Consider the following 26624-nt stretch of genomic DNA (forward strand, 5'->3'; position numbering starts at 1 on the left):
CAGACGGAAAGACCCCGTGCACCTTTACTACAGCTTTGCAGTGGTGCTAGGGACTTCATGTGTAGGATAGGTGGGAGGCTTGGAAGCCTGGGCGCCAGCCCGGGTGGAGCCAACCTTGAAATACCACCCTTGAAGTCTCTGGCATCTAACCGTGGCCCGTTACCCGGGTCCGGGACCCTGCATGGCGGGTAGTTTGACTGGGGCGGTCGCCTCCCAAAGTGTAACGGAGGCGCGCGATGGTGGGCTCAGAGCGGTCGGAAATCGCTCGTCGAGTGCAATGGCATAAGCCCGCCTGACTGCAAGACTGACAAGTCGAGCAGAGACGAAAGTCGGCCATAGTGATCCGGTGGCTCCACGTGGACGGGCCATCGCTCAACGGATAAAAGGTACGCCGGGGATAACAGGCTGATGACTCCCAAGAGTCCATATCGACGGAGTCGTTTGGCACCTCGATGTCGGCTCATCACATCCTGGGGCTGGAGCAGGTCCCAAGGGTTCGGCTGTTCGCCGATTAAAGTGGTACGTGAGCTGGGTTTAGAACGTCGTGAGACAGTTCGGTCCCTATCTGCCGTGGGTGTCGGAGTTTTGCGAGGATCTGTCCCTAGTACGAGAGGACCGGGATGGACATACCTCTGGTGCACCGGTTGTCACGCCAGTGGCATGGCCGGGTAGCTAAGTATGGACGGGATAACCGCTGAAAGCATCTAAGCGGGAAACCCACCTCTAAACCAGAGCTCCCTTGAGAGCCGTGACAGACCATCACGTCGATAGGAGGCATGTGGAAGGGCGGCAACGCCTGAAGCTAAGCCTTACTAATCGCTCGATCGGCTTGATCTCGACACCACATTACCGCGCCATGCGCAGCAGCAAGCCTGCTAAGGCCCTGCTTGACGCAAGAACCGCAGTTCGATACATCCTCACATCACTTGCACGACAGCGAATGCGCTTCGGATTAGCGTCGGTCTTGAGCCTTGGTGACCTGGTGGTCATGGCGAGGTGTCAAACACCCGATCCCATCCCGAACTCGGCCGTGAAAAGCCTCCGCGCCAATGGTACTGCGTCTTAAGACGTGGGAGAGTAGGTCGCCGCCAGGTCACTCAGGCTCAAGAGACGCCAAACACGAAGCATATACGCTGGCATCTTCGCACATATCCGAAACGCCCCGGTTCTCACGAGCCGGGGCGTTTTGCTGTTGGCCCTTTTTGTTGTTGGCTTACCGGCGTTGGCGCAACTGCCGTACCGCCAGCGCTTCGGGAACGCTGCCGGGTGTCGCGGGGTTACCTCCGGGCGACACCAACATACGGACGTTCGATGACCTTGCAGCAGTTCATGGCCTTTGCGTTGGTGGGCATCGTGGTGGCGATGCTGGTCTGGAACAAGCTGCGTTTCGACGTGGTGGCGGTGCTGGCCCTGCTGGCCGGCGTATTCCTGGGGCTGATTCCGGCGAAGGACGCATTTTCCGGCTTTGCCGACGACATCGTCATCATCATCGCCTCCGCCCTCATCGTCAGCGCCGGGATCGCCCGATCAGGTGTGATCGACGCGCTGGTGCGTCCGGTGGCAGGAAAGTTGAACACGCCGACGCGGCAGATCGCCTTCTTATCCGGATCGGTGGCCTTCATGTCGGCCCTTATGAAGAACATCGGCGCGCTCGCCATTTTCCTGCCAATCACCATGCAGTTGGCGCGGCGGCACCGCACCGGTGCGCATCGTGTGCTGATGCCGATGGCGTTCGCCTCGCTGATGGGTGGGCTGATGACGCTGGTCGGTACCTCGCCCAACATCATCGTGTCCCGCGTGCGGGAGGAGATCCTCGGCAAGCCCTTCGCCATGTTCGATTACCTGCCGGTCGGATTGGGGATCACGGTGGTCGGTCTGGCTTTCCTGATGTTCGGCTGGCGCCTGCTGCCCCAGGACCGCAGCGGCGCCCGGTCGGCGGAGGAGACATTCGCCGTCGAGAATTACGCCAGCGAGATGAGGCTGCCTGCGGCATCGGCCTTCGTCGGCCGCACCGTCCGCGACGTCGAGGCCCTGGCGGAGGGCGAGGCCCAGGTGATCGGCCTGATCCGCGAACGGTTCCGCCGCTATGTTCCCGACAAGCATTGGGTCCTGCTGGCCGACGACATCCTGGTGCTGGAGGGCGATGCGCCGGCCCTGCAGCGCCTCGTCCAGGCCGCCTCGCTGGAGCCGTTGGGCGTGCTGGAGGGGGTGGATGGCGAACTGCTGGCGGTCGAGGCGGTGGTGACGCCGGACTCGCCGCTCGTCGGCCATTCCGACCGGCATCTCGACCTGCGGCGGCGTTTCGGCCTCAGCCTGCTGGCGGTGAGCCGCGCCGGCGAGCGGATTGCCCAGCGCCTGCACCATGCGGTGTTCCGGGAGGGTGACCTGCTGCTGCTCCAGGTGCCGGCGGAGCGCTATCCCGACGCGCTCGCCGACGCCAACCTGATCCCGCTGGCGGAGCGCCGCCTGCAGCTGGGCCGGCGCCGGCCGATGTGGGTGCCGGTCGGGATCGTCATCATCACCATGATCGTCGTCGGCCTTCATCTGGCACCCCTGGCGGTCACCTTCCTGGCGGCGGCGACGGCGATGATCGTCACCGGCGTGCTCAGCATCGAGGATGCCTATCACGCGGTGGAGTGGCCGATCATCATCCTGCTGGCTGCGCTGATCCCGGTCAGCGGCACGCTGGAGAGCACGGGGGCGACCGGGGTGATTTCCACGCTGCTGGCCGATGCCGCGCGCGGCCTGCCGGCGGTGGCCTGCGTCACGCTGGTCATGGCGGCGGCGATGGCGGTCACGCCCTTCCTCAACAATGCGGCGACCGTGCTGGTCATGGCGCCCATCGGCGCCGGGGTGGCCCAGCAGCTGGGCCTCAGCCCCGATCCGTTCCTGATGGCGGTCGCCGTCGGTGCCGGCAGCGATTTCCTGACCCCCATCGGCCATCAATGCAACACGCTGGTGATGGGCCCCGGCGGTTACCGCTTCAGCGACTATCCCCGGCTGGGTTTGCCGTTGTCGCTGCTCATCCTGACGCTGGGCACCTGGCTGATCGTGATGGTCTGGCCGCTTGCGGGGTGAGGGAGGAACATCGGCCCCTGGCCGGATGTTGCCCTTCGCCGCCCGCCTATCGCCTGCCGACAGGCCCCCAACGAGGAACAAGATCGTGCTGGTTTCCGAGATCATGGCGAAAGCGCTGGAGTTCATCGCCCCCGACGCCACCGTGCAGGAGGCTGCAACGCTGATGGGCGAACTGGATGTCGGCGCGCTGCCGGTCGGGTCGGACGAGGACCTGCTGGGCATCCTGACCGATCGCGACATCCTGTTCCGGGTGGTGGCGGAGGGCGGCGACACCACGCGGGTGCGGGTGCGCGAGGTGATGTCCAGTTCCGTTTTCAGCTGCCGCGACACCGACACGCTGGCCACGGCGATGGACATCATGGGCGCCTACCATGTCCGGCGCCTGCCGGTGCTGGACGAGGCGAAGCATGTCGTCGGCTGGCTGACGCTGAGCGACGTGTCGCGCCGGCTGCTGCTGGACACCGACACGATCCGCAACGCGCTGGGCGAACTCAGCGCCAGCGGGCAGGACGTCTGAGGGGCGCGGTCATAGCCGCAGACCCATCTGCCGGTTCAGCCGCACCACCAGATCGGCGGGCAGGCCGAGGCGCTGGGCGAGGTAGCGCAGGTAGGAGCGATTGATCGGCGCGTTCTTGTCGACCGCCGCCAGGGAAACGGCGTAGAAGCGGGCGGCCAGGCGCGGGTTGTCGACCTGCCGGACCAGTTCCTCCAGACATTGCGGTTCTTCCAACGAACTCTCAAGCGCACGCTGGTCCTCTTCGTCGAGGGTACTGCTGCGCAGCTTGCCCCTGATTCGGCCGAGCTCAATGCCGTCCAACTTGCCGTTCGCATGGGCGGCGGCGGCCATGGCGCGGACCAGCAGGCGGGCTTCCTCCGGTCTGACGGTTTGCAGATCCGAAGGGGCGCGGTCGAGCAGCTGGTGGCGGTTGCGCAGATGGGCGTCCAGGATCTGGCGGGCCAGCATCTCGTGCAGAACCGGCCTGTGCCCGAGGCGCAAACCCAGCGGGCTGCCCTCCGCTTCGGGCTCGCCAGTGGGAATGGCGGTGGGAATGGCGGTCGGAATGGGGGGCGGTGAATCCGGCGAGCGGCCGAACAGGCGCTTCAGCAGGCCGGGCTTCTGAAGATCCGACATCAGGGGGTTCCCCCACCGGTCCCGGCCGGCCGTTGCATCGCCGTGTCGATCTGCGTCAGCAGGCGGGAGAAGTCGACGGGCTTGGGGTGGTAATCGTCGCAGCCCGCCTGCAGAGTCTTCTCGCGGTCGCCGGACATGGCGTGCGCGGTCAGGGCGATGATCGGGATGGCGGCCGTCTCGTCGCCGGCCTTCAGTTCGCGGGCGGCGGTCCAGCCATCGATGACCGGCAGGTTCATGTCGAGCAGGATCACGTCCGGCCGTTCGCTGCGCGCCATCTCCACCCCCTGGCGCCCGTCGAAGGCGAGCACCACGTCGAACCCCCGCCGCTTCAGCCGGCGTGACAGGAAGTCCCAGATTTCCTCATGGTCTTCGACCAGAAGCAGCTTAGCCATCGGTTCCTCCCGTTCCCGTCGTCGCGCCTGTGGCATCGTCGGCCTTGCCGGAGGCCGGCCGCAGGCGCGCGATCGCGTCCTTCAGCTCTTCGATCATTTCTTCCGATCCATCCTCCGTCATCGGGATGATGTCGCGGACGCGGCCGCGCAGTTCCTCGGCCTCGGCACGGCCGATCGCCTGGGGGGCCATGACGATGACGGGGATGCCGCTCCAGTCCGGATTGCGGCTCAGCGTCTTGAGGAAGGCAAGCCCGTCCAGGCCGTCCATGAAGGGGTCCAGCAGGATCACGGTCGGCCGGACGGCGGCAAGCTGGCGGAACGCCTCCTCCTCCGTCTCGGCGTCCCGCACGTCCCAGCCGTCGCGGCCAAGCTCCGCCCCCAGGAGGGTGCGGGTCTCGTCGGCCTCCATCAGCACAAGCGCCGTGCCGGGAGCCTGTCCGCTGAGACCGCTCAGCACGCGGTGCAGGCGCTGCCAGTCCACCGGCTTGGTGAAATAGTCGGCGGCGCCCAGCGACAGGGCCAGCCCCTTTTCCCGGCGGGAGGAGATGATGATGACGGGGATGTCGGCAAGATCGGCTTCCGCCTTCAGCAGCGACAGCACCGACCAGCCGTCGGTCTGCGGCATCATCACGTCCAGCAGGATGGCGCGCGGGTGGATTTGCCGGGCAATCGACAGGCCGGTCTGGCCGTCCGCCGCCAGCGCCACGCCGAAGCCCTCGCGGTGCAGGAAGCGGGCGAGCAGTTCGCGCATCGCCTGTTCGTCGTCGATGATCAGGATCGTCTCGCGGGCGGATGGCGCGGGTGCGGTCTGGCCGGCCGTTACCGGTGAATGATCGGAATGGCGGTGCGCCTGGCCGTGCCGCAGGTCGGCGGGCAGCCGCAGGATGAAGCTGGTGCCCGTGCCGGATGCGGTTTCGACCGCGATCTCTCCGCCCAGCATCTCTGCGAAAGCCTTGGTGATCGCCAGCCCCAGCCCGGTCCCGCCGAAGCGGCGCGTGGTGGAGTTGTCGGCCTGCATGAAGCGCTCGAACAGGCGGCGGACCTGTTCCGGTGACATGCCGATGCCGGTATCGGTGACACGGAAGATCACCATTTCCCCCGCTGCCACACCCCCGGCTGCCGCGCCGGTGTCCGCCGCGGCGCGCTCGACCGACAGGGTGACGGTGCCGTTCTCGGTGAATTTGGCGGCATTGCTCAGCAAGTTGAACAGGCATTGCCGAACCTTCACCACGTCGGTGTGCATGCGGCCCAGCCCGTCTGCCACCTGAACCGCCAGCCGGTTGCCCTTCTTCGACACCAGGGCCTCGACCGTCGCGGCGACCTCGCGGGTCAGATCGGCGATCCCGGCGTCCTCGCCATGCACCTCCATCTTGCCGGCCTCGATCTTCGAGATGTCGAGGACGCCGTTGATCAGGTTCAGCAGGTGGCGCGCATTGGCCTCGATCTTCTCAAGGTCGGGCAGCATGCTGTCGACGCCGATGTCGGCCAGCTCCTCCTCCAGCATCTCGGTGTAGCCGATGACGGCGCTCAAGGGCGTGCGCAGCTCGTGGCTCATGTTGGCGATGAACAGGCTCTTGGCCCGGTTGGCCTCCTCCGCGGCGAGGCGGGCGGCCTCCAACTCCTCTTCCGCCCGCTTGCGGGTGCTGATGTCCTGCATCGCGCCGATCATGCGCAGCGGCTGTCCGATGGCGTTGCGCAGGACGAAGCCGCGGTCGAGGATGCTGGCATAGCTGCCGTCGGCGCGGCGGAAGCGGTATTCGTCGTTCCAGCGGGTGCCGCCGCCGTCGATCACCGCATGGATGCCGGTCACCACATGGTCCTGGTCGTCGGGGTGGATGTGGTCCATCCACCAGGCGGCGGCGGTCTCCGCCGCGTCCTCGCCATAGCCGAAGAGGGTGCGCACCGCTTCGTTCCAGTGGATGCGGTCCGACGACAGGTTCCAGTCCCAGATGGCGTCGTTGGTCGCCCGCGCCGCCAGCCGGTAACGCTCCTCCGTCTCGCGCAACGCCTCCTCGGCGCGGCGGCGGGTGGTGATGTCGGTGTGGACGCCGACCCATTCCTGTACGGTGCCGTTGCTCCCCAGCAGCGGGACGGCGCGGACCAGCATGTCGCGGTAGACGCCGTCGTGACGGCGCAGCCGGTGTTCGGCCTTGTAGACCGTCCGTCCCGCCCGCGCCGCACGCCAGGCCTCCGCAGTCTGGGGGCGGTCGTCGGGGTGGATCGCGTCGGTCCAGCCGGTGCCCTTCAACTGGTCGAAACTCTGGCCGGTGAAGGTGCTCCAGCTCGGCTGCGGAGCGGTGAAGCGGCCGGTCTCCGACGTGCTCCAGACGATGGCGGCGGTGGCCTCCACCAGCGAGCGGAACCGCTCCTCGCTGACGCGCAGACGGTCCTCAGCCCGCTTGCGGTCGGTGGTGTCCCAGGTGACGCCGATCAGGCTCAGGCTGCGTTCGGGCGTGCTGTCGGTCACGACGCCGCGCGCCACCGCCCAGCGGACCTCGCCCGACGGCAGGAGGATGCGGAACTCGGCATCGTATTCGCCGCGTTCCCGCCGGGCGGTCTCGATGATCTGCCGGATGTGGGGCTGGTCGTCGGGGTGCACGCGGCCGGTCACGTCCGATCCGCAGAGCGGGCGGTCGGGCGGGACCTCCGCGGTGAAGTCGAAGATCTCGCGCAGGCGGGCGTCGGCCTCGATGCGGTCCTCGTCCAGGTTCCACGACCATGCACCGATCCGCGCGGCGTTGAGCGCCAGCTGCAGCCGCCGTTCCGCCTCCATCATGCGGGCTTCGGCCCGGCGCTGCTCGGTCACGTCGGTGTTGGTGCCGAGCCAGCGCAGAATGCGCCCATCGGGACCGCGCACCGGCACGGCGCGGGACAGGAACCAGCGGTATTCGCCGTCGTGCCGGCGCAGCGGGAAGGTGTCCTCCCATGGTTCCTCCGCCCGGATGGCGCGGAAGAAGCCGTCGGAGGCGCGGTCGACATGGTCCGGGTGGTGGACGATGCGCCAGTTCCAGCCCTCCGTCTCGCCCGGCTTGGTGCCGGTGAAGTCGTACCAGCGCCGGTTGTACCAATAGATCGCGCCGCCGGCATCGGCCATCCAGGTCAGCTGCGGGATCAGGTCGGCGAGGCTGCGGAACTGTTCCTCGTTCTCGCGCAGCAGAGCTTCCGTCCGCTGGCGCTCCGCCGCGTCGCGGGCGCGGTCGATGGACCCGCCCAGCAGGTTGGCGAAACCCTGGAGGAAGGCTGCGTCGGCGGCGTCGAAGCGCCGCTCCTGCCGGCTGTCGACCTCCAGCACGCCGAAGGGGTCGCCCTCGCCGCGGATGATCACGTCGATGGCGCTCCTCACCCCATGTTCGGCCAGGAGAGCCGGGCAGCGGAAGCGGGGTTCGGTGCCGAGATCGTTGGAGATGACGGGCTCGCCGGTCTTCAGCGCGTAGCCGGCGGGAGAGGCGAGGTCGGCACCCACCGTCCGGCGTCCGACGACACCGGGTTGCCAGCCGACGCCTGCACGGACCAGCAGGCGGTCCCCGTTCGTCGCGCCGCCATCCGTGTCCGGCACCCATTCCAGGGCCTTGCACAGCTCGGTTCCCAGCCCTTCGGCGCACAGGCGCGTGGCCTCCTGCAGCAGCGTGGCTATGTCCGTGCTCTTCAGGGCGGCCATGCCGAAGCGGGCCAGCAGATCGTGCTGCCTTTCCCTGCGGGCCAGCTCTTCGGCGAGCCGGACGGCTTCGGATGTGTGATGCGGGGTGGTTTCGGTGAGGGAGATCGGAGCGGAGGGCATGAACCGTGACGGCCGGGGAAGGGTACGCAGACAAGAACAGCCGCCGAAGGCTTTCGTCCGCAACGGCGTGATGGGTACCGCTCCCGCTCCCGGCTCCCGGCTCTGGACGCCGGCCGATGCCCCGATGCCCAGGGACCGATCCTCTCCCTTGGCGATACGACCAGTGAATGGATGCGCAATCGGCGAAAGGGACTGTTGAGGAAAGGGGGCCGGCGTCCATCGGGGTGCGGTTCGGCCCCATCGTCACCGATCTTCCAAGCCCTTCCCTGTACTGGAGTGTTCGTCGAATGGCCCGTGTCACCGTCGAGGATTGCGTCCTTCTGGTCCCCAACCGCTTCGATTTGGTCATGGTGGCGGCGCAGCGCGCCCGTCAGATCGCCAGCGGGGCGCCGCTGGCGATCGACCGCGACAACGACAAGAACCCGGTGGTCGCCCTGCGCGAGATCGCGGAGGAGAAGCTGTCGCTGCCCCATCTGCGCGACACCCTGATCCGCGGCCACCAGAAGTCGGTTGAGGCCGACGAACCGGAAGAGGAGATCGTCGACCTGATGGCGGACGAGAACACCTGGATGCACACCACCGACAATTCGCTTGCCGATGAGGATTCCATGAGCGACGCGGAGGAGGACATCACCGAGGACGACGACATCGCCTCCGAAATCGACCGCAATCCGGGGGCCGCCTTCGACATGACCGAGGATGACGTGGTCGGCAACGATGCCGACGGCGATGTCGGCCCGTAACGGTGCGGCCGGGGGCCGCGAACCTATCGATCCAGGGAAGGGAAGCCGGATGAAAGGGCAATTCACCACCACCCTGTCCGCCTTGGCCCTGTCCGCCGTCGCGGTATCGGCCGTGGCGGTCGGCGCCGGCGTCCTGGGCAAGCGGCGGCAGCGTCCGGCCGGCCGGGCATATCCGCCGGCGCCCGCTCCCCCGGCCGAGGCGCTGGACCGGGCGATGCGGGATGTCGTCGCCTACGGCCTGCTGCCGGTGGGGGCGATTGCCGGGCTGGCGGACTGGCTGGTCCACCGCAAGATGGACATCCAGCACACCGCCGGGGCCAAGGAATCGGTGATGCACATCGTGATGTCCGGACAGGCGGCGATGCCCGGCCTGGCGTTGCTTCTGCTGGAGACCAACCCGCACAGCCTGGCGCTGATGGCCGCCGGCCTGCTGTCGCACGAGGCGACCATGATGGCGGACCTGCGTTATGCCATCGCGCGGCGGCCGGTCCCGCCGGTCGAGCAGAAGATGCACGGCATCCAGAACATGGTCCCCGCCGTGCCCCTCGCCATGGCCGCCGCCAGCTACCTCGCGCGACGCCGCGAGGGGATTGAGCCGGAACCGGCGCTCTGCTTCCGCCGCGACATTCCCCCTGCCCATCTTGCCGTCATCGCCGCCACCATGCTGCTGGACGGCGCCGCCTATGCGGTGGAACTCGCCGAGGGGCTGCGGGAGAATGGCGGGCGGCTGGTGCCGGACCGGCGGGAGAAGCAGCCGGTCTGGCAGGCTGCGGCCTTGGAACTCTGAACCCTCTCACCCCGCCCGGCGCGTGATCGTGTCTTCGGCCAGTCCGCGGGCCTGCATCCGCCACAGGGCGTGGAAGGCACCGCCGCGGGCGTGCAGGTCGGATGGCGGGCCGTCCTCGATGATGCGGCCGTCCTTCAGCACGACGATCCGGTCGAAACCGCTCAGCGTCGACAGCCGGTGGGCCACCGCCAGCACCGTGCGGCCATGGATCAGCCGCTCCAGCGCTCGCTGCACCTCCTCCTCCGAATGGCTGTCCAGGGCGGAGGTCGCCTCGTCCAGCACGATGATCGGGGCGTCCTTCAGGATGGCGCGGGCGATGCCGATGCGCTGGCGTTGTCCGCCCGACAGCTTGATCCCGCGTTCGCCCACCAGCGTGTCGTAGCCCTCCGGCAGCGCCTGGATGAAGTCGTCGCAGCGGGCGGCGTGGGCGGCCTCCCTCACCTGTTCGTCGGTCGCATCGGGGCGGCCGTAGCGGATGTTCTCCAGCACGGAGCGGTGGAAAAGCGCGATCTCCTGCGGCACGACGGCGATGGCGGCGCGCAGGCTGTCCTGGGTGACGGCGGTCAACGGCTGCCCGTCGAACAGCACCCGGCCCGCCTGCGGATCGTCCAGCCGCTGCAGCAGCCCGACCAGCGTCGATTTGCCGGCGCCCGACGGGCCGACCACGCCGATGCGCTGACCGGCGGGGACGTGCAGGGTGAAGTTGCGGAACACCGTCCGCCCGTCGGCATAGGCGAAGGAGACGTTTTCGAAATCGATGGAGCCGCCCATCGGCGCCAGTTCCCGGGCGGCCGGCGCGTCGGCGACGGCATGGCGCGGGCCGATGACCCGCAGCGTCTCGGCGATCATGCCGAATTGCTGGGTGGTGCCGACCAGCGCGAAGGCGAGGTCGCGCGACCCGTGCAGGATGCGGAAGGTCAGGGTGGTGACCACCACCACGTCGCCGGGAGTGATGCGGCTCTGCGTCCACAGCCAGACCGCCCAGGTCAGCATGCCGCCGGCCATTACCCACAGGAAGACGTCGTGCAGCATCCGGGTCTTTTCCAGATACAGCCAACTGCGGCGCTGGGCCACCGCCTCGCGGTCGAACTTGCGGGCCAGCCGGTCCGCCTCGATGCGGCGGGCGGAAAAGGCCTTCACCGCCCACATGTTGGAGACCACGTCGACGAGTTCGCCGCCGGCCAGCGCCGCCTGATCGGAAAAGGCACGGTGCCGCGGCCGGCCGCGCACGCCGACCACGCCGACGATCCCCGCCACCATGAAGACGAACAGGGCCAGCACCGCCGCCATCTGCCACTGGATGGTGGACAGCACGACGATGGCGCCGATGAAGTCGACGCAGGGCGGCAGGATGTTCCAGGTGATGGTGTTGGTCAGTGCGCCCACGGCACCCGCGGTCTGGGTGACGCGGTTCCCCAGCGCGCCGGAGAAATGCTCCGCGAAGTAATGGACCGGGTGCCCGCTGAGGTGCCGGAACAGGTCGAGGCGGATATCCACCCCGACCCCGACGACCGTCAGGCAGCCCAGCCAGCCGGCCGAGCGCCACAGCGCATTCTCCGCCGCGATCAGTGCGATGAACAGCAGCAGCGGCGACCAGACCGCCTCGCGGTCGGTGCCCGGCGTCGCCATGGCGTCGACCAGCAGCTTCATGCCGTACTGCACCGCCACGGCGCAGGCCGCGGCCCCGACGACCAGGGCCAGCAATCCGCCGAAATGCCCGGCCCAGCGCCGGACATACCCCCACAGGAAGGCGGTCGGGCTGCCGGGGAGAGGGTCGGAGGACCACGGGGTGGCGTCGGCAGGACCGCCGCTCATTCAGCGGCCTCGCCGACGGTCGCCGGATCGGGGATGCTCATGCCGTCGAAAATAAGCTGCTGCCGCCGGAGTTCCGCAGCCAGCGGCCCGTCGACCGGGCGGCTGCCCTGGGCATCGGGGAAGCCCAGAAGCCCGACCGGACAGTGACGGCCGTTGTCCCAGCCGGGATAGTCGACCACCGGGTACAGACAAAGCCCCTCCACCGCTACGCCTGTCGCCATCGCCGCCCGCGTCTCTTCGCCGACATAGGCCAGCCAGGGCGCGCGTTCCTCGCCCTCGGCACCCGTCTCGGCGATCAGGAGCGGACGGTCGTAACGCTGGTGGATTTCGGCCAGCATCTCGCGGAAGGGCCGGAACTGGGGGTGGCCGCGCGGAATGGTTCCGCCGCCGATATACCATTGATTGTCGGGGTAGAAGTTGACGCCGACGATGTCCAGCAAGTCGGGCCGCCCTCCCAGCCCCGGCCACAGGTCGCCGCTGATCATGTCCCAGGACTGGAACTGCGCCATGCGGAAGGCCTCCGCCTCGCGGCGGTCGCGGGGCCGGTCCGGACGGGCGGCGGTGTGGATGATCGGATCGACCAGCACGAAGCGGGCGCGCGGATCGACCGACCGCACCGCCTCCATCCCGGCAATGGCGGCGCGGACCAGCTGGTGCTTCAGTTCGAAGCCGCGGCCGCGTTCGCAGGGATTGAACAGGGCCTTGTCGCCGCCGGCCCAGGACCAATAGGCGATCTCGTTGACCGGGCAATAGAAGGGCACGGCTTCGCTTTCGTCCCGCACCAGCGCCGCGGCGGATGCTGCGAAGCGGGCGAAGCGGTCGACGAACTCCGGCCGCCAGATGTCGATGCCGTCGGGCCAGCCGTAATGGCAGAGATCCCAGATCGGCTGCACGCCCTCCTCGCGGGCGGCGTGCAGCATGGGCAGGACGCTGGACCAGTCGTATCGGCCGGGCGATGTCTCGATCCGGTGCCAGCGCAGCCCGTCGCGCACGCTGCGCAGTCCGAAGCCGCGCAGCGTCCGATAGTCCGCGGCGACATGGGTATCGTGCCCGGTGGCGTGCAGCAGGTCGAGGCGCCGGCCATCGCGGCGACGATGGCTGGAACACTCGAATCCGCCCATGAAGAAGCTGTCGAACAGGCTGGGAGCGTGCATCCGGAACCTTCGGCAAGTGGACGGTTGGCGATCGGGTCTGCTTCTCTCGGCCGTCATTCCCGCGAGGGCGGGAATCCACCCGTTGCAAGCACTTGCATCGGAAGGCCCGGATCCCCGCCTCCGCGGGGATGACGGCCGATGTTCGTCGCTTGTTGCGGCAGTGCTCTCAACGCAACAGCCGTTCCGCCGTCCGCTGCCCGGCCATGGCGGCGAAGCCTTCGGCCGCGGCGCGGGTTCCGCCCTCGGCTTCCGCCAGGCGGCTGTAGAGCGACAGCGCCTGCCCGACCACCTGATCCATGTTGTAATAGCGGTAGGTCGCCAGCCGGCCGACGAAATGCACGTTCGGCGTGGAATCCGCCAGCGCCTGATATTGCCGGTACAGTGCCGCATTCTCCGGCTTCGGCACCGGATAGTAGGGGTCGCCCTCGGCCGACGGGTATTCATAGGTCAGGGCGGTGCGGGCGTGGCTCTGGCCGGTCAGGTGCTTGTATTCGGTGATGCGGGTGTGGGCCACGTCCTCCGCCGGGTAGTTGACCACGCCGACCGGCTGGAACCACTCCTGCTTCACCGTCTCATGGCGGAAGCGCAGCGAACGGTAGGGCAGCTTGCCGAAGCGGAAGTCGAAATACTCGTCCACCGGGCCGGTGAAGATCAGCCGGTCGTGCCGAACCTCCCGCGCCACCGTCCGATAGTCGGTGTTCAGCGCGATGGTGATGTTGGGATGGTCGAGCATGTTCTCGAACATCCGCGTGTAGCCGTGCAGCGGCATCATTTGGAAGCGGTCGGCGAAATAGCGGTCGTCGTCGTTGGTCCGCGTCGGCACCCGCGCGGTGACGCTCTTGTCCAGCTCCGATGGGTCCAGGCCCCATTGCTTGCGGGTGTAGCCGCGGAAGAACTTCTCGTACAGCTCGCGCCCGACCGCGCCGACCACCACGTCTTCCGAGCTGCGGACGGTTTCCACCGGCTCCGCCTTCGACTTCAGGAAGGCCTCCACCCCCGCCTCGTCGAGGTTCAGGCCATAGAGCCGGTTCACCGTGTTGCGGTTGATCGGGATCGGCACCAGCAGCCCGTCGACCTGGGCCAGCACGCGATGCTCGTAGGGGCGCCAATCGGTGAAGCGCGACAGGTAATCCGCCACCGGGGCCGAGTTGGTGTGGAAGATGTGCGGGCCATAGCGATGGATCAGCAGCCCATCGTCGTTCAGATGGTCGTAGGCGTTGCCGCCGATGTGCGGCCGGCGGTCGATCAGCAGCACCCGCTTGCCCAGGTCGCGGGCGAGCCGTTCGGCCAGCACCGCACCGGCGAAGCCGGCGCCGACGATCAGCCAGTCGAAGCGGGCGCGGCCGAGATAGGCCGGGGCGCGCCCGCCATGGTTCGGAGAGGCGACGGCGGGGCCGCTTCCGGTCTCGTCATTCACCGAACGCATTCGATCAGTCCCTTCATCCGGCTCCAGGTCTGGTCCCACGACATGTCGGCCAGCGTGCGGTCGATGGCGGCCAGCCAGTCCGGCGAGGACCTGTCGACCGACAGCGCCCATTCGCAGGCCTCGACGAAGGCGTCGGGCGTGTCGGCGATGCGCACCACTCCGCTGTCGCCGTAATGGCGGATCACGTCGGCGATGGGGGTGGAGACCACCGGGCAGCCGGCGGCGAGGTATTCCGGGGTCTTGGTCGGGCTGATGAAGCGGGTGGAGTCGTTCAGCGCGAAGGGCATCAGCGCCACGTCCCAGCCGGCGAGCCAGGCGGGCAGCTCGGCATATCCACGCATGCCGGGGTAGTGGATGTTCGGGCGCCTGGGCAGGTGATCGGGATCGATCTTCACCACCGGGCCCAGCATGACGAATTGCCAGTCCGGCCGCAGGGCGGCGACGGCGTCGAGCAGGCCGATGTCGAAACGCTCGTCGATGACGCCGTAGAAGCCCAGCCGGGGGCCGGGGATCGCCGACTGGTCGGCCGCTTCCGGGATGCTGCGGGCCTGGGCGAAATGGGGGATGTCGACGCTGCTGGGAAAGGGATGGGCGTTGGCGTGACGCTCGCGCTTGACCTCCCACAGGCTGTAGCCGCCGGTGAAGACCAGATCGGCCCGCTCCATCAGCGCGCGTTCACGGTCCACCAGTTCGGGCGGGGCGCCGCGGAAGGCCGACAACTCGTCCATGCAGTCGTAGACGACGACCGACGCATCGAGCCGGTCGGCGAACTGCGGGCTCATCGGCGTGTAGTACCACAGGATCGGGCGCGTGATGCCAAGGTCGCGGAAGGCCTTGTCGAGCACGGCGGTCTGTGCCGCCTCGGCCTCGGCGCCGTGCATACCGCGCGGCAGCTGCGGAACCAGCAGCTTGATGCTGCATGTGGTGTCGTAGACCGCCAGACCGGGTTCGGCGATGTCGGCCGCCACCGGCTCCTCGACATAGAAGAGGCGATGGTGGCGGGAAAAGCGCTCCATCAGATGCTGAGGCCGCTGGTGGACGAAGCCCCAGCGCAGGTGGGAGAAGCAGAGGAAGTCGGCCGCCGGGGTTCCGGCGTCGTTGTCCTGTTCATCCGCGGCCGGGTTCACGCGGGTGACCGGCTGGATGCCCGTTTCGATGCCGGACGGGTCGTCCCGCAGGGCGAACATCTCGTCCTTGCCAGCATACTGCATGCCTGCTCCTGTGCCTGAAAGCGATCCGGGTCGGGTGGTTGGGCGCGCCATGTGGAAAAGAGGCTAATTCCGTAAACGATCGGGCACCCAATCGAACGTGCTAATGAAACTTGCGAAGATATCTTGGTATTTGCGGCATATGATCGGCGATGTGTTTCGGGCTGCCGTCATTCGTCGATGTGGACGCTAACATTGCATTGCGGCTTCCCGGCAACGGAAAATTCGTTTCTATCCCGACGGGACACTGACTTTACGGTTATCGCCGGTGAAGCGAATGGTTGCCTAAAGGCAAGGCATAGCTTGGGTGTGCTGTACCGACAGGCATGCCGTGAACAAAGCCCTGGCGGCAGCTGTTGTGTCCTCTTGCGCCGTGGCGATGAGGGTGCTGCCTGAGGATGCTGCCTGAACGTCAAAAAGCCGGCTGTGCTCTTTGCCGGGATCAGCCGATCAAGGCGGCCTTCATATGGCCCCGTCCGTCTTCCGCCTCGTCCAACTGCCGAAGCATGTCGATGAATGCCAGAGCATCGGCCTCCCCGATCCGCGACAGGGCGAAGCCGAGATGGACCAGCACCCAGTTGCCGACCCAGGCGGAGAGCGGGTCATCCGGGCCGGCGAGGCAGGAGAGGTTCACCTCCCGCTGCTCGCCCAGCATTTCGGCGATGACGGTCATCTGTGCTGCATCGGCAACGGCGAGGATCCGGGCCGGAACTCCAAGGCACATAGCGGGGCTCCTTCATCCAGGCGGTCAGACGACTTCCAGTTCGACTAGGGTCAGGTCGTCACCGCCGCGTGGGCTGAGGCGCTGGCCGCCGCAGGTCGGGCAGCAGGCGAGCCGTGACGGCACCTCCCGTTCGCAAGCGCAGTCGTCGCACCAGACGAGGCCCGGTGGCTGGACGATATCGACCGCCGCCCCATCGGCCAGCGTGTCACGACGGACCACGTCGAAGGCGAAGCGCAGGGCGTCCGGATCGACGCAGGCGAATTGCCCCACCGCCAGCCGGATGCGGGTCACGCGCCGGAAGGCGTGCCGACGGGATTCCTCCTGCAGCAAATCCAGCAGCCGTTCGCACAATGAAAGCTCATGCATCGTCCGTCTCCACATTGCGAATCTATCACTATCGGTGAAGTTTGGCAAATCACAAATAGAGTATTGCAAATGAATTCCTTCTAAATTCGCGTCTCGATAAGAGAAATTGATCGGCTGATAGGTGATAATTATTTAGAATATCTTCAATAAATATTTTAGCATGAGCCGTAATGTCGCATGTCGTTCCGCCGCGTGCCGGCGCAAGATCGTGGGGCGAGCGCCGGTCTGACCATGGCACCGGGACCAATGCTCCAACTCCGGCGTCATAGCGGTACGCTGTGGCGGACCGCTCGGCCGGCGCTCGTCCTCACCCCGCCTTTCATCGCAGCCAGGGGCTCTGCCACGTCATGGATCATGCAACCGCCTGCGCAGCGCCGACCTCCGCGCCGCTTTCCCTGGCGCAGCCGCTTTCGCGGCAGGGCGTCCGGCTGGTGCCGGCGACCGTCTGCACCGGATCGGGCACCGACGACCGCGAAGAGACGATCATCGACGAGGTGCCGGTCGGGCTGGTCTATGCCGGCGCCCTGTTCGCCGTCATGCTGGCGACCCCGACCGACCTGGAGGATTTCGCCACCGGCTTCTCGCTCAGCGAGGGGATCGTCGGCAGTGCCGACGAACTGGCGATCACCGCCATCGACGAGCTCACGGACGGCGTGCGCCTCCGCATGGACCTGCCGGTGGAGAGGCTCGCGGCGTTGCTGCGGCGCAAGCGCAACCTGATGGGCGGGTCCGGCTGCGGCCGTTGCGGCACCGACAGTTTTGCGGAAACGCTGCGGCCCCTCGATCCCGTCCGTTCCACCGCCCGCATTGCGCCCGACGCCATCCGCCGCGCCGTGGCGGCCCTGCCGTCGGGGCAGACCCTGAACCGGCAGACCGGCGCGGTCCATGCCGCCGGCTTCGCCCGTCCCGACGGGCAACTGGTCGCCGTTCGCGAGGATGTCGGGCGGCACAATGCGCTCGACAAGCTGATCGGCGCGCTGGCCCGCGCCGAAATCGACCCGACCGGCGGCTTCGTCGTGGTGTCGAGCCGCTGCTCCTTCGAGATGGTCCACAAGACCGCCGCCGCCGGCATCCCGCTGATCGCCGCGATCTCCGCCCCGACCTCGCTCTGCGTCGGCTTTGCCACGACGGTGGGGGTGGGGGTGGTCGCCTATGTGCGCGACGGTCGTTTAACCGTTTACGCCGTGCCCTCCCGCGTCGCCACGCTGGCATGAGCGTCAAATCCCGCGGGCCGGTTCATCGCCGGCCCGCGGGAGTCTCCCGATCAGTGCGTCGCGGCAGGCCGCTCCACAACCGGCATCGGCTTGGACGACGGTAGCGGCGACGGCAGCGGGGTCAGGCCGCCCAGCCCCTTGCGGTAGATCAGCCAATAGACGCCGCCGACGAACGCCGATCCGCCGACGATGTTGCCCAGCGTGGCGAACAGCAGATTATGCAGGATGCCGCCCGCCGTGATCATCGACACGTCCAGCCCGGCCGGCACATGGCCCGTGATCTTCAGGACATAGGCCAGCGGCAGGAAATACAGGTTGGCGATGCAGTGCTCGAACCCGGCGGCGACGAAGGCGGCGACCGGCAGGGTCAGCGCCACGATCTTGTCTGTAACCGTGCGGCCGGCATAGGCGAGCCAGACCGCCAGGCAGACCAGCAGGTTGCACAGGATGCCCTTGAAGAAGATCGTCACCGCGTCCGGCGCGATCTTGCCGATGGCGAGCTTCAGGACGGCGCCGCCGACCGCACCGTTGTTCATCTCGGTGTGATGCGACATATAGATCAGGAAGACGAGGCCGAGCGCGCCGACCGCGTTGCCGATCCAGATCGTCGCCCAGTTGCGCAGGACCTGCGCCGTGCTGATCTGACCGTTGGCCCGCGCCATCACGATCAGGCAGTTGCCGGTGAACAGCTCCGCCCCGCCGACCATGACCAGCGACAGGCCGAGCGAGAAGACCAGCCCGCCCAGCACCCGCTGAACCGCGAAGCTGAGGACCGGATCGGCCAGCACGATGACGAAGAACATGCCGCCCAGCCCGATGCCGCCGCCGGCGACCACCGCCAGCATGAAGCTGGGCAGGAAAGGCATCGTCGCCTTCTTCACCCCCAGCTTTTCGACCTTGTCCTGGATCTCGGCGGGCGAATAGGCGTCCATGCCGAGAACCGGCGTGTCTTTCGATCCAGGATCCGCCATGGCGAATGTCCTCCACTTGTCTTGAGTTGCCTCGATATCCGGATCAGCCCACCGTTTCGTAGACCTCGAAACCCTCGCCGCGGACGAGCCGGTCGTGCACGGCCTCCACGGAGCAGCGGACGGTGCTGGTGACCGGCGCGAAGAAGCTGGTGTCCTGCGGCTGTATACCCAGGAACAGAATCTCCGGCACGGTCTCCCGCAGGCTGTCGATCAGGAAGTTCAGCGGAATGGCGTGGGTGGTGACCATGAACTGCTCGGCGACGCTGTCCTGCCCGATCAGCCGGACCTCGCCCGGCGGCAGTTCCATGTCGGCGGCATCGACGATCAGCACCCGCTGCGGCGCCAGCGAGCGGATATGGTGGGTGTGGTTTTCCGGGACATCCTCCCCGTCCACCACGGTCCAGCCGGGGGCCGGCTGCTCGTCGAGCAGCTGGGCCAGCAGCGGGCCGGCCCCGTCGTCGCCGCGCAGGACGTTTCCTACCGTGAATACGACATCGGTCATGACAGCCGTCTCCCCATCAGATAGATCGCGGGTTCGCGCCGGATGGCGTCCAGCGCCGTGCGCAGCCGGTCCAGCCATGCCGCCACGTCGGGCGGGGCGGTCGGCAGCACCGCCTCGATGGCGGCCATCAGCGGCCGGGTGTGGGTGCTGTCCACCGTGATCTCGCCGAAGCGCAGCAGGCCGGACAGCTTGCGGTGTGCCTCCTCGTTGTCCTTCAGCGTCTCCAGCACGCGGTCGAACACCGCGGTGGTGCAGCGGAAGGCCGGCTTGAAGCAGTCGAACACGCCGATGTGATGCCCGATGGCCAGCGAATAGTAGACCACCTGCCTGGCATCCTCCGGGATGTCCTCCTTCCGCTCCAGCACCTTGGCGTTCAGCTGGTAGAACACCACCTCCGGCGCCACGCCGCGGCCGGCGCGCAAGCCGGGAATGGAGCCGGGATCGGCTTGTGCTGGGGTGTTCATGCCGCTTCTCCCCGGATGGCCTGCTGCACGACATCGACCAGCCGGCCGATGATCTCGGCACGGCGCGGGTCGCGTTCCTCACCGATGGCCTCCATCATCCGTTCGGACAGGCTGAAGGAGCCGGGTGTGCGCGCATGCCCTTCCAGCAGGGCCATGAACTCTTCCGCGATGTCGCGGCCCTGGCGGTAGCCGGCCATCCGCCGTGCCTCACGTTCCAGCCGGACCCGCAGCGCATAGGGGATGTCGGGATGGGGCAGGGCGGCGGTTTCGCCGGCGGCCTCGACATGGATCTCGGCCTTCAGCTTCTGCTCCAGCAGGCCCAGCGCCACGGCGAAGCCATGGATGGTCGCCGCCGGCGTCGGCGGGCAGCCGGGGATGTAGACGTCCACCGGCACGATGTTGTCGGTGCCGCCCCAGACGCAATACAGGTCGTGGAAGATGCCCCCGGTACAGCCGCAGGCGCCGTAGGACACGACGATCTTCGGGTCGGGCGCCGCCTCGTAGGCGCGCAGCGCCGGCATCCGCATGGCGCGGGTCACCGCCCCGGTGAACAGCAGGATGTCGGCATGGCGGGGCGAGGCCACCACCTTGATGCCGAAGCGCTCCGCGTCGAACACCGGCGTGATGGACGAGAAGATCTCGATCTCGCAGCCGTTGCAGCCGCCGCAATCGACGCGATAGACGTAGGCGGAGCGCTGGATGTTCTTCAGCAGCGCCTTCTTCATCGTGGCAATCTGTTCGCTGGTGGAGACCGGTGACATCTCCGCCACCAGGGTCTTGGGGTCTACCGGGATGTTCATGGCGTGGTCTCCGGTTCCTTGGTCATCTGCCGGCCGATTCCCATGCCGGCGATGTGGTGGACATCCTGGGCGCGCTTGCAGGCCGGGCAGGTCGAGACGGTCAGGCGCAGCCGGTCGGCCTCCTCGGCACTGCGGGCCGACTGGCTCAGCAGGCGGGCGACGTAATCGACCTCCTTGGCCGGGGCGAAGGGCTTGCCGCAGCAGGCGCAGTCGGCCAGCGTGAAGACCGCCTTGCGCGTCAGGTCGGCCTTGCTGCCGACCGCCAGCTCGAAATCGTCGGACAGGCGGATGGCGCCGGTCGGACAGGATTCCTCGCAGCGGCCGCAGAAGACGCAGCGCCCGTAATCGATCGACCAGATGCGGTTGCCGGCGGCGGTGTCGGTCTCCATCCCGATGGCGTTGGCCGGACAGGCGACGGTGCAGGCCGCGCAGGCGATGCAGCCCTCTGCCCTGTGTTCCGGCTTGCCGCGGAAGTCCTTGCAGACCGGCATGGGAGCGAAGGGGTACTGGACCGTCGCCTCGCCCGTGCGGAAGATTTCCATGAGTAGCTTGAGCATGTCCCGCCCCCGTCACTTCAGCGGTGAATCCGTGCGTTCGCGGCAGTAGCGCTCCATCTCCTTGTAGGCGATGGTCTTGGAGCGCTTCTTGCGAACGTCGACGACGGTCACGCGGTCGGTGCAGGAATAGCAGGGGTCGATGCTGCCCACGATCAGCGGGGCGTCCGACACCGTATTGCCGCGCAGCATGTAGCGCAGCACCGGCCAGTTGTTGTAGGTCGAGGCGCGGCAGCGCCAGCGGTAGAGCTTCTGGTTGTCGCCGGTCATCGACCAGTGGATGTCCTCGCCGCGCGGCGCCTCGGTGAAGCCCAGCGCGAACTTGTGCGGGACATAGGTGAAATCCTCGGTCAACACCGGGCCGGCCGGGGCGTTGTCCAGCAGCTTCTCGATGATCCACAGGCTGTCGAAGAATTCCGCCACCCGCACCAGCGTGCGGGACAGCACGTCGCAGCCCTGTTCGACATGGACCGGCATGTCGAGCAGCTTGTAGCCGGCGAAGGCATGGTCGGCGCGGGTGTCGCGGCGGTGGCCGCTGCCGCGCACCACCGGCCCGACCGGGCTGTAGTCGCGGGCGATCTGCGGATCGAGCCGGCCGACGCCCTTGACGCGGCCGCTGACATTGGCGGTGGACAGCAGCACATCGACCAGCCGGGTCACGTCGTCGCGCAGCTCGGCGACCAGTTCGCGGGTCTTCGCCTGCTGGTCGCCCAGGATGTCGCGGCGCACGCCGCCGATCAGGTTCAGCGCATAGGTCTTGCGCGCGCCGGTCAGCAGTTCGGCCAGCGTCATCGCCTTCTCGCGCACGCGGAAGAACTGCATGAAGCCGGTGTCGAAGCCGATGAAATGGCAGACGAGGCCGAGATTCAGCAGATGGCTGTGCATCCGCTCCGTCTCCAGCAGGATGGAGCGGATGGCCTGGGCCCGCGGCGGCACCTTGATGCCCAGCGCGTTTTCCACAGAGCTGGCATAGGCGACGCTGTGGGCGTAGCCGCAGATGCCGCAGACGCGGTCGGCCAGGAAGGTGACGTCATTGTAGCCCATCCGCGTCTCGGCCACCTTCTCCATGCCGCGGTGGACGTAGAACATGCGGTAATCGGCGTCGATGATGTCCTCGCCATCGACGAACAGGCGGAAATGGCCGGGCTCGTCGGAGGTGATGTGCAGCGGCCCCAGCGGGACGACGCGCGTCTCCTGCTTGGCCTCGTTGATGAACTGGTAGGTTTCGTCGTCGCTGGTCGGCGCCGGGCGCAGCCGGTAGTCCATCGAATCCTTGCGCAGCGGATACAGCTCGTCCGGCCAATCGTCGGGCAGGACGAGGCGGCGTTCGTCCGGCAGCCCGACCGGGCGCAGGCCGAACATGTCGCGCACCTCGCGCTCGCCCCAGACGCAGGCGGGCACCCGCGGGGTGACGGACGGGTATTCCAGCGTGTCGGCCGGCACCTCGCAGCGCACCACCACATGGCACTTGTCGCCGCCCTCCATCGACAGGACATAGTAGACGGCGTAGCCGCCGTTCAGCGGCCGTTCGTCGTTGCCGACGACCACCGACAGCCAGCCATTCTGGTCGTAATAGAGGCTGGCGACGACGTCGGGCAGCGAGACGGGCTTGACCGTGATGGTGACCTGGGACTCGGTCTGCCAGGACTCGTCGAGGATCGCATGGGGCAGGCTCTCGCGCAGGGAGGCGATGTAGCCGCTCCCGACCCGGTCCGGAGTGATGAGGTTCATTTTGAAATCTCCGTCTGCGAGAGGCTGCCGGTCACCAGCTGTCCGCCGGCGCGGGCCGTGTCGTATGTTTGCCCGTCGTTTGATTGCCAGGGCGCGGCCACCACCGGGCGGCTGTCGCCGTTCATCACCACCGCGGTCGCCTGCTGCACCAGAGTGGACAGCGGCTGCGGCACGGCGAAGCCCAGCGTCAGCACCAGCACCGCCAGCACACCGAGCGGGGCCAGCGCCTTCCAGCCGACGTCACCCTTCGGCATCGTCTCCGGGCTCTTGCCCAGCACGCTGTCGGCGACGATCTTCACCAGACCGGCGATGGTGATGCACAGGAACAGCGCGCACAGCGCCATGATCCAGCCATAGCCTTCGTTCAGCCCGGCCATGAAGACCATGAATTCGCTGACGAAGATGTTGAAGGGCGGGAAGCCGGCCAGCGCCAGGGCGCAGCCCATCATCAAGAGGCCGGTGGCGGGCGCCACCCGCAGCACGCCCTTCACCGCCCGCAGGTCGCGGGTGCCGTACTTCATCAGGACATTGCCGGCGCTGCAGAAGAACAGGGCCTTGGTGACGCTGTGGTTGATGGCATGCAGCAGCGCCGCGGCGATGCCGAGCGGCCCGCCGACGCCGAGCGCCACGATGATCAGCCCGACATTCTCGATGCTGGAATAGGCCAGCTTGCGCTTCAGATCCTGCTGCACGAAGAACAGCAGCGACGAAACGCCGACCGACAGCAGGCCCAGCGTCAGCAGCAGCATCTGCGGGAAGCCGGTGCCGACCGTGCCGACGGTGATGACGTAGAAGCGGATGACGATCAGCAGCGCGCATTTCAGCAGCACGCCCGACAGCAGGCCCGACACCGGGCTCGGCGCCTCGGAATGGGCGTCGGGCAGCCAGGCATGCATCGGGAAGATGCCGGCCTTGGTGCCGAAGCCGATCAGGGCGAAGACGAAGGCCAGCTTGACCAGCATCGGGTCCAACTCGGCGGCATGGCCGACCAGGGCCGTCCACAGCACCGCCTGATGCGGGTCGGCCAGCACGTCGGCGGCGTTGGAGAAGACCAGCACCGTGCCGTAGAGGCCGAAGGCGACGCCGACCGTGCAGATGATGACGTATTTCCAGGCGGCCTCCAGCGAGGATTTCTGCCCGTACAGCCCGACCAGGAAGGCGGATCCCAGCGTCGTCGCCTCGATGGCCGCCCACATCATGATGATGTTGTTGGCGGTGACCGCCAGCAGCATGGTGAACAGGAACAGGCTGAAGAAGCCGTAGTAGATCCGGACCTTGCCGGCGTCGATGGCGCCGGACTCCAGGTCGTGGCGGATATAGGCGATGGAATAGAGGCCGGTCATCAGGCCGACCACGCCGATCAGCATCATGAAGACAGCGCCGAGCGCGTCGACGAACAGCCAGTCGCCGAAGGCGGAGATGGCGCCGTTCGACAGCACCTGGATCAGCGCCGCGATGCTCAGCAGGAAGACATAGCCGATGGAGCCCAGATGGATGCGCTCCAGCAGCGTCACGCTGCCCGTGTCGGTCGCGAAGGCTTCGGGCAGCGACTCCCGGAACCAGGGCAGGGTCAGCAGGAACAGCGCCACCGCCAGCGGACCGATCAGCAGAAGTGGGGGAAGGATCGAGGGTACCATGGCGGTCATCCCTTCAGGCTCGTGAGCTGGCGCGCGTCGAGCGTGTGCAGCGTGTCGAAGATCCGCGATCCCAGCGCCGCCATCACCACCACCGCGAAGATGGCGTCGGTGGCGATGCCGATCTCCACCAGTTCCGGCGCGTTGGGGGCCAGCAGGGCCAGGGTCAGGTGCGACCCGTTCTCCATCAGGCAATAGCCGAACACCTGCTTCAGGATGTTCCGCTGCGCCACGATGCAGGCGAGGCCGATGAAGAACAGGGCGAGCGACACCGCCAGCGCCGGCTTGATGGCGTCGGCCGCCGGCAGCGTCACCTTGGACGCCACGACGAAGCAGAGGATGAGGGCGACCGCCGCACCGACGATGGACAGCGCCGTCGGCATCACCGCACCGGTGCCGATGGCGGGATCGCTCAGCCGGCGGAAGGCGCGGTACATGATGGCCGGGACCAGGATCACCTTGGTCAGCAGCGCGGTGAAGGACCAGAGATACAGCTCGCCCGACCCGGTGGCCCCCGCCAGTGCCACGAACAGCATCACCAGGATGAAGCTCTGCAGCGCATAGAAGCGGGCGGAGTTGGCCGGATTGCCGGCGAGCGTGACCAGAAGGGAGCTGACGATCAGCAGGCCCGACAGGCCGTTGACGATGAGAAATCCGTTCATGACCGTTCCCTCCCTCAACCGAGCCACGAGGCGGCGATGGAGCTTGAGACCACCGTCATCGCCATCAGGGCCACCAGCACGAACTTCATGCCGGCCGGCAGCGGCGCCGCCGCGGCCATGGTGGTGGACGGCTTGCCGGGCACCGAATGGCCCAGCCATTTCAGGAACCAGGCGAAGGAGCCGACCGATTCCGCCAGCGCGATGACGACCAGCAGCATCAGCGCCCAGTGATGGGCCCCGACCTCGAACCCGCCGGCGAAGATGGCGAACTTGCTGAAGAAGCCGTTGAAGGGCGGCACGCCGGTGATCGCCAGGGCGGCGCAGACGAAGGCGACGCCCAGCAGCGGCGATTTGGTGACGATGCCGCGCAGCGACGGCAGCAGCCGGGTGCCGGCGGTGTAGCTGAGCGCACCGGCGACCAGGAAGAACAGCGTCTTGGCGAAGGCGTGGTTGAAGATGTGGGCGATGGCGCCCTTGAAGGCGAGGTCGGAGCCGAAGACCGACAGCGACAGCGCCAGCAGGATGTAGGCCAGCTGGGTGATGGTCGAATAGGCGAGCAGGCGCTTGAGATCGACCTGCGGCAGATACATGAAGAAGCCGTAGACCAGCGTCAGAACAGCCATGATCGAGCCGACCCAGCCGACGATCTCCGGCGCGCCGCCGGCCGACATCAGCCCGCGGGCGAAGATGTAGACGCCGACCTTCACCATCGAAGCCGCATGCAGGTAGGCGCTGACCGGGGTCGGCGCCTCCATGGCGTCGGGCAGCCACATGTGGAAGGGCAGCTGGGCCGACTTGCCCCAGGCGGCGACCAGGATCGCCAGCAGCACGACCGCCTTCATCCCCGGCGCCAGATCGGCGATGGCGGTCAGCGCGAAGGTGCCGGTCGACAGGAACAGCAGCGCCGCCGCGACATAGAGTCCGAGCGAGGCGACATGGGTGACCAGCAGCGCCTTGGCCGCCGAGCGCAGCGCCTTGGGCGATTCGTAGTAGCCGATCAATGCCCAGGAGCAGGCGCCCGTCAGCTCGAAGAAGGCGAGCTGGCCGACCACGGTGGAGCTGAAGACCAGCCCGGTCATCGCGCCGATGAACACCAGCAGGAAGGCGTAGAAGCGCCGCCGGCCGATGTCGGGATGCTCGCGGTTGCCGGCGTTCAGGTAGGCGGCGGAATAGACCGCCACCAGCAGGCCGACGGCGATCACTGCCAGCGCGATCAGCACGCTGACGCTGTCCACCACCAGCCCGAGGATCGAGACCGATCCGAAGGAGATCAGCTCGAAGGTGCCGCCGACCTTGCCGTCGCCGAGCAGCGACAGGGCGAGGATGGCGATCACCGCGACGGTGGCGGCGGCGAAGCCCTGGCACAGCCATTTGGCCGATGCCCGTTCCGATGCCGCGATCAGCGCCGCTCCGCCGAAGGGGACGAGGATGGCGGCCAGCGCCAACAGCCCGAGCGGTTCCGTGGGGAGTGTTATCATGATGCTGCCCC

Annotated in this window: 23 protein-coding genes, 1 rRNA gene and 1 other annotated feature; of the genes, 6 read left to right on the forward strand and 18 right to left on the reverse strand. The window is 67.5% G+C overall.

Going from position 1 to position 26624, the window contains the following annotated elements; translation table 11 throughout:
• Positions 1-837, forward strand: a sequence feature (23S ribosomal RNA rRNA prediction is too short).
• 141 nt (positions 838-978) lie between these two features.
• From rrf to AZOLI_RS21635, 3 genes are all read left to right on the forward strand, one after another.
• Positions 979-1094, forward strand: a 5S ribosomal RNA gene (gene rrf, locus AZOLI_RS21625).
• Between the two features lie 217 nt (positions 1095-1311).
• The gene (locus AZOLI_RS21630) at positions 1312-3078 is read left to right on the forward strand and encodes an SLC13 family permease (protein ID WP_014249309.1); all 1767 of its coding nucleotides are present in this window, start codon (positions 1312-1314) and stop codon (positions 3076-3078) included.
• Between the two features lie 85 nt (positions 3079-3163).
• A complete protein-coding gene (locus AZOLI_RS21635; protein WP_244442628.1) occupies positions 3164-3595 on the forward strand; it encodes a CBS domain-containing protein in 432 nt (143 codons plus the stop codon).
• 9 nt (positions 3596-3604) lie between these two features.
• Here AZOLI_RS21635 and AZOLI_RS30505 read toward each other — a convergent pair whose 3' ends face one another.
• Genes AZOLI_RS30505 through AZOLI_RS30510 form a run of 3 tightly spaced genes read right to left on the reverse strand, consistent with a single transcriptional unit; the run spans position 3605 to position 8380 of the window.
• On the reverse strand, positions 3605-4210 hold the full coding sequence (locus AZOLI_RS30505; protein ID WP_014249311.1) for a DUF533 domain-containing protein: 606 nt from the start codon (positions 4208-4210) through the stop codon (positions 3605-3607).
• Positions 4210-4602 (reverse strand): response regulator, encoded by a 393-nt coding sequence (locus AZOLI_RS21645; protein ID WP_044552738.1) that lies wholly within the window; start codon positions 4600-4602, stop codon positions 4210-4212. Before AZOLI_RS21645 ends, AZOLI_RS30505 begins: the two co-directional genes overlap by 1 nt.
• Entirely contained in the window at positions 4595-8380 is a 3786-nt protein-coding gene (locus tag AZOLI_RS30510; protein ID WP_014249313.1) for a PAS domain-containing protein, read from the reverse strand. The genes AZOLI_RS21645 and AZOLI_RS30510 overlap by 8 nt, the downstream gene beginning before the upstream one ends.
• A 287-nt stretch (positions 8381-8667) precedes the next feature.
• On the opposite strand from AZOLI_RS30510, the gene rpoZ reads away from it, so the two are divergent.
• Entirely contained in the window at positions 8668-9123 is a 456-nt protein-coding gene (gene rpoZ, locus AZOLI_RS21655; RefSeq protein ID WP_014249314.1) for a DNA-directed RNA polymerase subunit omega, read from the forward strand.
• Positions 9124-9172: 49 nt separating this feature from the next.
• Entirely contained in the window at positions 9173-9910 is a 738-nt protein-coding gene (locus tag AZOLI_RS21660; protein WP_014249315.1) for a hypothetical protein, read from the forward strand.
• Positions 9911-9916: 6 nt separating this feature from the next.
• Here AZOLI_RS21660 and AZOLI_RS21665 read toward each other — a convergent pair whose 3' ends face one another.
• From AZOLI_RS21665 to hypA, 6 genes are all read right to left on the reverse strand, one after another.
• Complete coding sequence (locus AZOLI_RS21665) at positions 9917-11725, reverse strand: ABC transporter ATP-binding protein (RefSeq protein WP_014249316.1); 1809 nt, start codon at positions 11723-11725, stop codon at positions 9917-9919.
• The gene (locus AZOLI_RS21670; protein ID WP_014249317.1) at positions 11722-12879 is read right to left on the reverse strand and encodes a hypothetical protein; all 1158 of its coding nucleotides are present in this window, start codon (positions 12877-12879) and stop codon (positions 11722-11724) included. Before AZOLI_RS21670 ends, AZOLI_RS21665 begins: the two co-directional genes overlap by 4 nt.
• A gap of 166 nt (positions 12880-13045) precedes the next feature.
• Entirely contained in the window at positions 13046-14305 is a 1260-nt protein-coding gene (gene glf, locus AZOLI_RS21675) for a UDP-galactopyranose mutase (protein ID WP_014249318.1), read from the reverse strand.
• A complete protein-coding gene (locus AZOLI_RS21680; protein WP_244442629.1) occupies positions 14293-15516 on the reverse strand; it encodes a glycosyltransferase family 1 protein in 1224 nt (407 codons plus the stop codon). The genes glf and AZOLI_RS21680 overlap by 13 nt, the downstream gene beginning before the upstream one ends.
• 439 nt (positions 15517-15955) lie before the next feature.
• Entirely contained in the window at positions 15956-16237 is a 282-nt protein-coding gene (locus AZOLI_RS21685; protein ID WP_014249320.1) for a HypC/HybG/HupF family hydrogenase formation chaperone, read from the reverse strand.
• 24 nt (positions 16238-16261) lie between these two features.
• A complete protein-coding gene (hypA, locus tag AZOLI_RS21690; RefSeq protein ID WP_014249321.1) occupies positions 16262-16603 on the reverse strand; it encodes a hydrogenase maturation nickel metallochaperone HypA in 342 nt (113 codons plus the stop codon).
• A gap of 347 nt (positions 16604-16950) precedes the next feature.
• Between hypA and fdhD the strand changes: the two genes are divergently transcribed.
• Positions 16951-17817 carry a formate dehydrogenase accessory sulfurtransferase FdhD gene (gene fdhD, locus AZOLI_RS21695; RefSeq protein WP_014249322.1) on the forward strand — a complete coding sequence of 289 codons (867 nt, stop codon included), beginning with the start codon at positions 16951-16953 and terminating at the stop codon, positions 17815-17817.
• A gap of 50 nt (positions 17818-17867) precedes the next feature.
• On the opposite strand, the gene AZOLI_RS21700 is transcribed toward fdhD, so the two are convergent.
• From AZOLI_RS21700 to AZOLI_RS21740, 9 genes are read right to left on the reverse strand one after another with little or no spacing between them, the layout of a single operon-like run.
• Complete coding sequence (locus AZOLI_RS21700; protein ID WP_044552742.1) at positions 17868-18788, reverse strand: formate/nitrite transporter family protein; 921 nt, start codon at positions 18786-18788, stop codon at positions 17868-17870.
• Between the two features lie 43 nt (positions 18789-18831).
• Positions 18832-19290 (reverse strand): hydrogenase maturation peptidase HycI, encoded by a 459-nt coding sequence (hycI, locus tag AZOLI_RS21705; RefSeq protein WP_014249324.1) that lies wholly within the window; start codon positions 19288-19290, stop codon positions 18832-18834.
• Positions 19287-19754, reverse strand: a complete 468-nt coding sequence (locus tag AZOLI_RS21710; RefSeq protein WP_014249325.1) for a formate hydrogenlyase maturation HycH family protein — start codon at positions 19752-19754, stop codon at positions 19287-19289. The genes hycI and AZOLI_RS21710 overlap by 4 nt, the downstream gene beginning before the upstream one ends.
• A complete protein-coding gene (locus AZOLI_RS21715; protein ID WP_014249326.1) occupies positions 19751-20554 on the reverse strand; it encodes an NADH-quinone oxidoreductase subunit B family protein in 804 nt (267 codons plus the stop codon). Before AZOLI_RS21715 ends, AZOLI_RS21710 begins: the two co-directional genes overlap by 4 nt.
• Positions 20551-21111 carry a formate hydrogenlyase complex iron-sulfur subunit gene (locus AZOLI_RS21720; protein ID WP_044552745.1) on the reverse strand — a complete coding sequence of 187 codons (561 nt, stop codon included), beginning with the start codon at positions 21109-21111 and terminating at the stop codon, positions 20551-20553. The genes AZOLI_RS21715 and AZOLI_RS21720 overlap by 4 nt, the downstream gene beginning before the upstream one ends.
• Before the next feature lie 12 nt (positions 21112-21123).
• Entirely contained in the window at positions 21124-22839 is a 1716-nt protein-coding gene (locus tag AZOLI_RS21725) for a hydrogenase large subunit (RefSeq protein WP_014249328.1), read from the reverse strand.
• Positions 22836-24485 (reverse strand): hydrogenase 4 subunit F, encoded by a 1650-nt coding sequence (locus AZOLI_RS21730; RefSeq protein WP_014249329.1) that lies wholly within the window; start codon positions 24483-24485, stop codon positions 22836-22838. Before AZOLI_RS21730 ends, AZOLI_RS21725 begins: the two co-directional genes overlap by 4 nt.
• Positions 24482-25135 carry a hydrogenase 4 membrane subunit gene (gene hyfE / locus AZOLI_RS21735; protein ID WP_042694840.1) on the reverse strand — a complete coding sequence of 218 codons (654 nt, stop codon included), beginning with the start codon at positions 25133-25135 and terminating at the stop codon, positions 24482-24484. The genes AZOLI_RS21730 and hyfE overlap by 4 nt, the downstream gene beginning before the upstream one ends.
• A 14-nt stretch (positions 25136-25149) precedes the next feature.
• On the reverse strand, positions 25150-26613 hold the full coding sequence (locus tag AZOLI_RS21740; RefSeq protein WP_014249331.1) for a hydrogenase 4 subunit D: 1464 nt from the start codon (positions 26611-26613) through the stop codon (positions 25150-25152).
• Positions 26614-26624 lie beyond the last annotated feature (11 nt).

Source organism: Azospirillum lipoferum 4B (genome assembly GCF_000283655.1).
GTDB lineage: Bacteria > Pseudomonadota > Alphaproteobacteria > Azospirillales > Azospirillaceae > Azospirillum > Azospirillum lipoferum_C.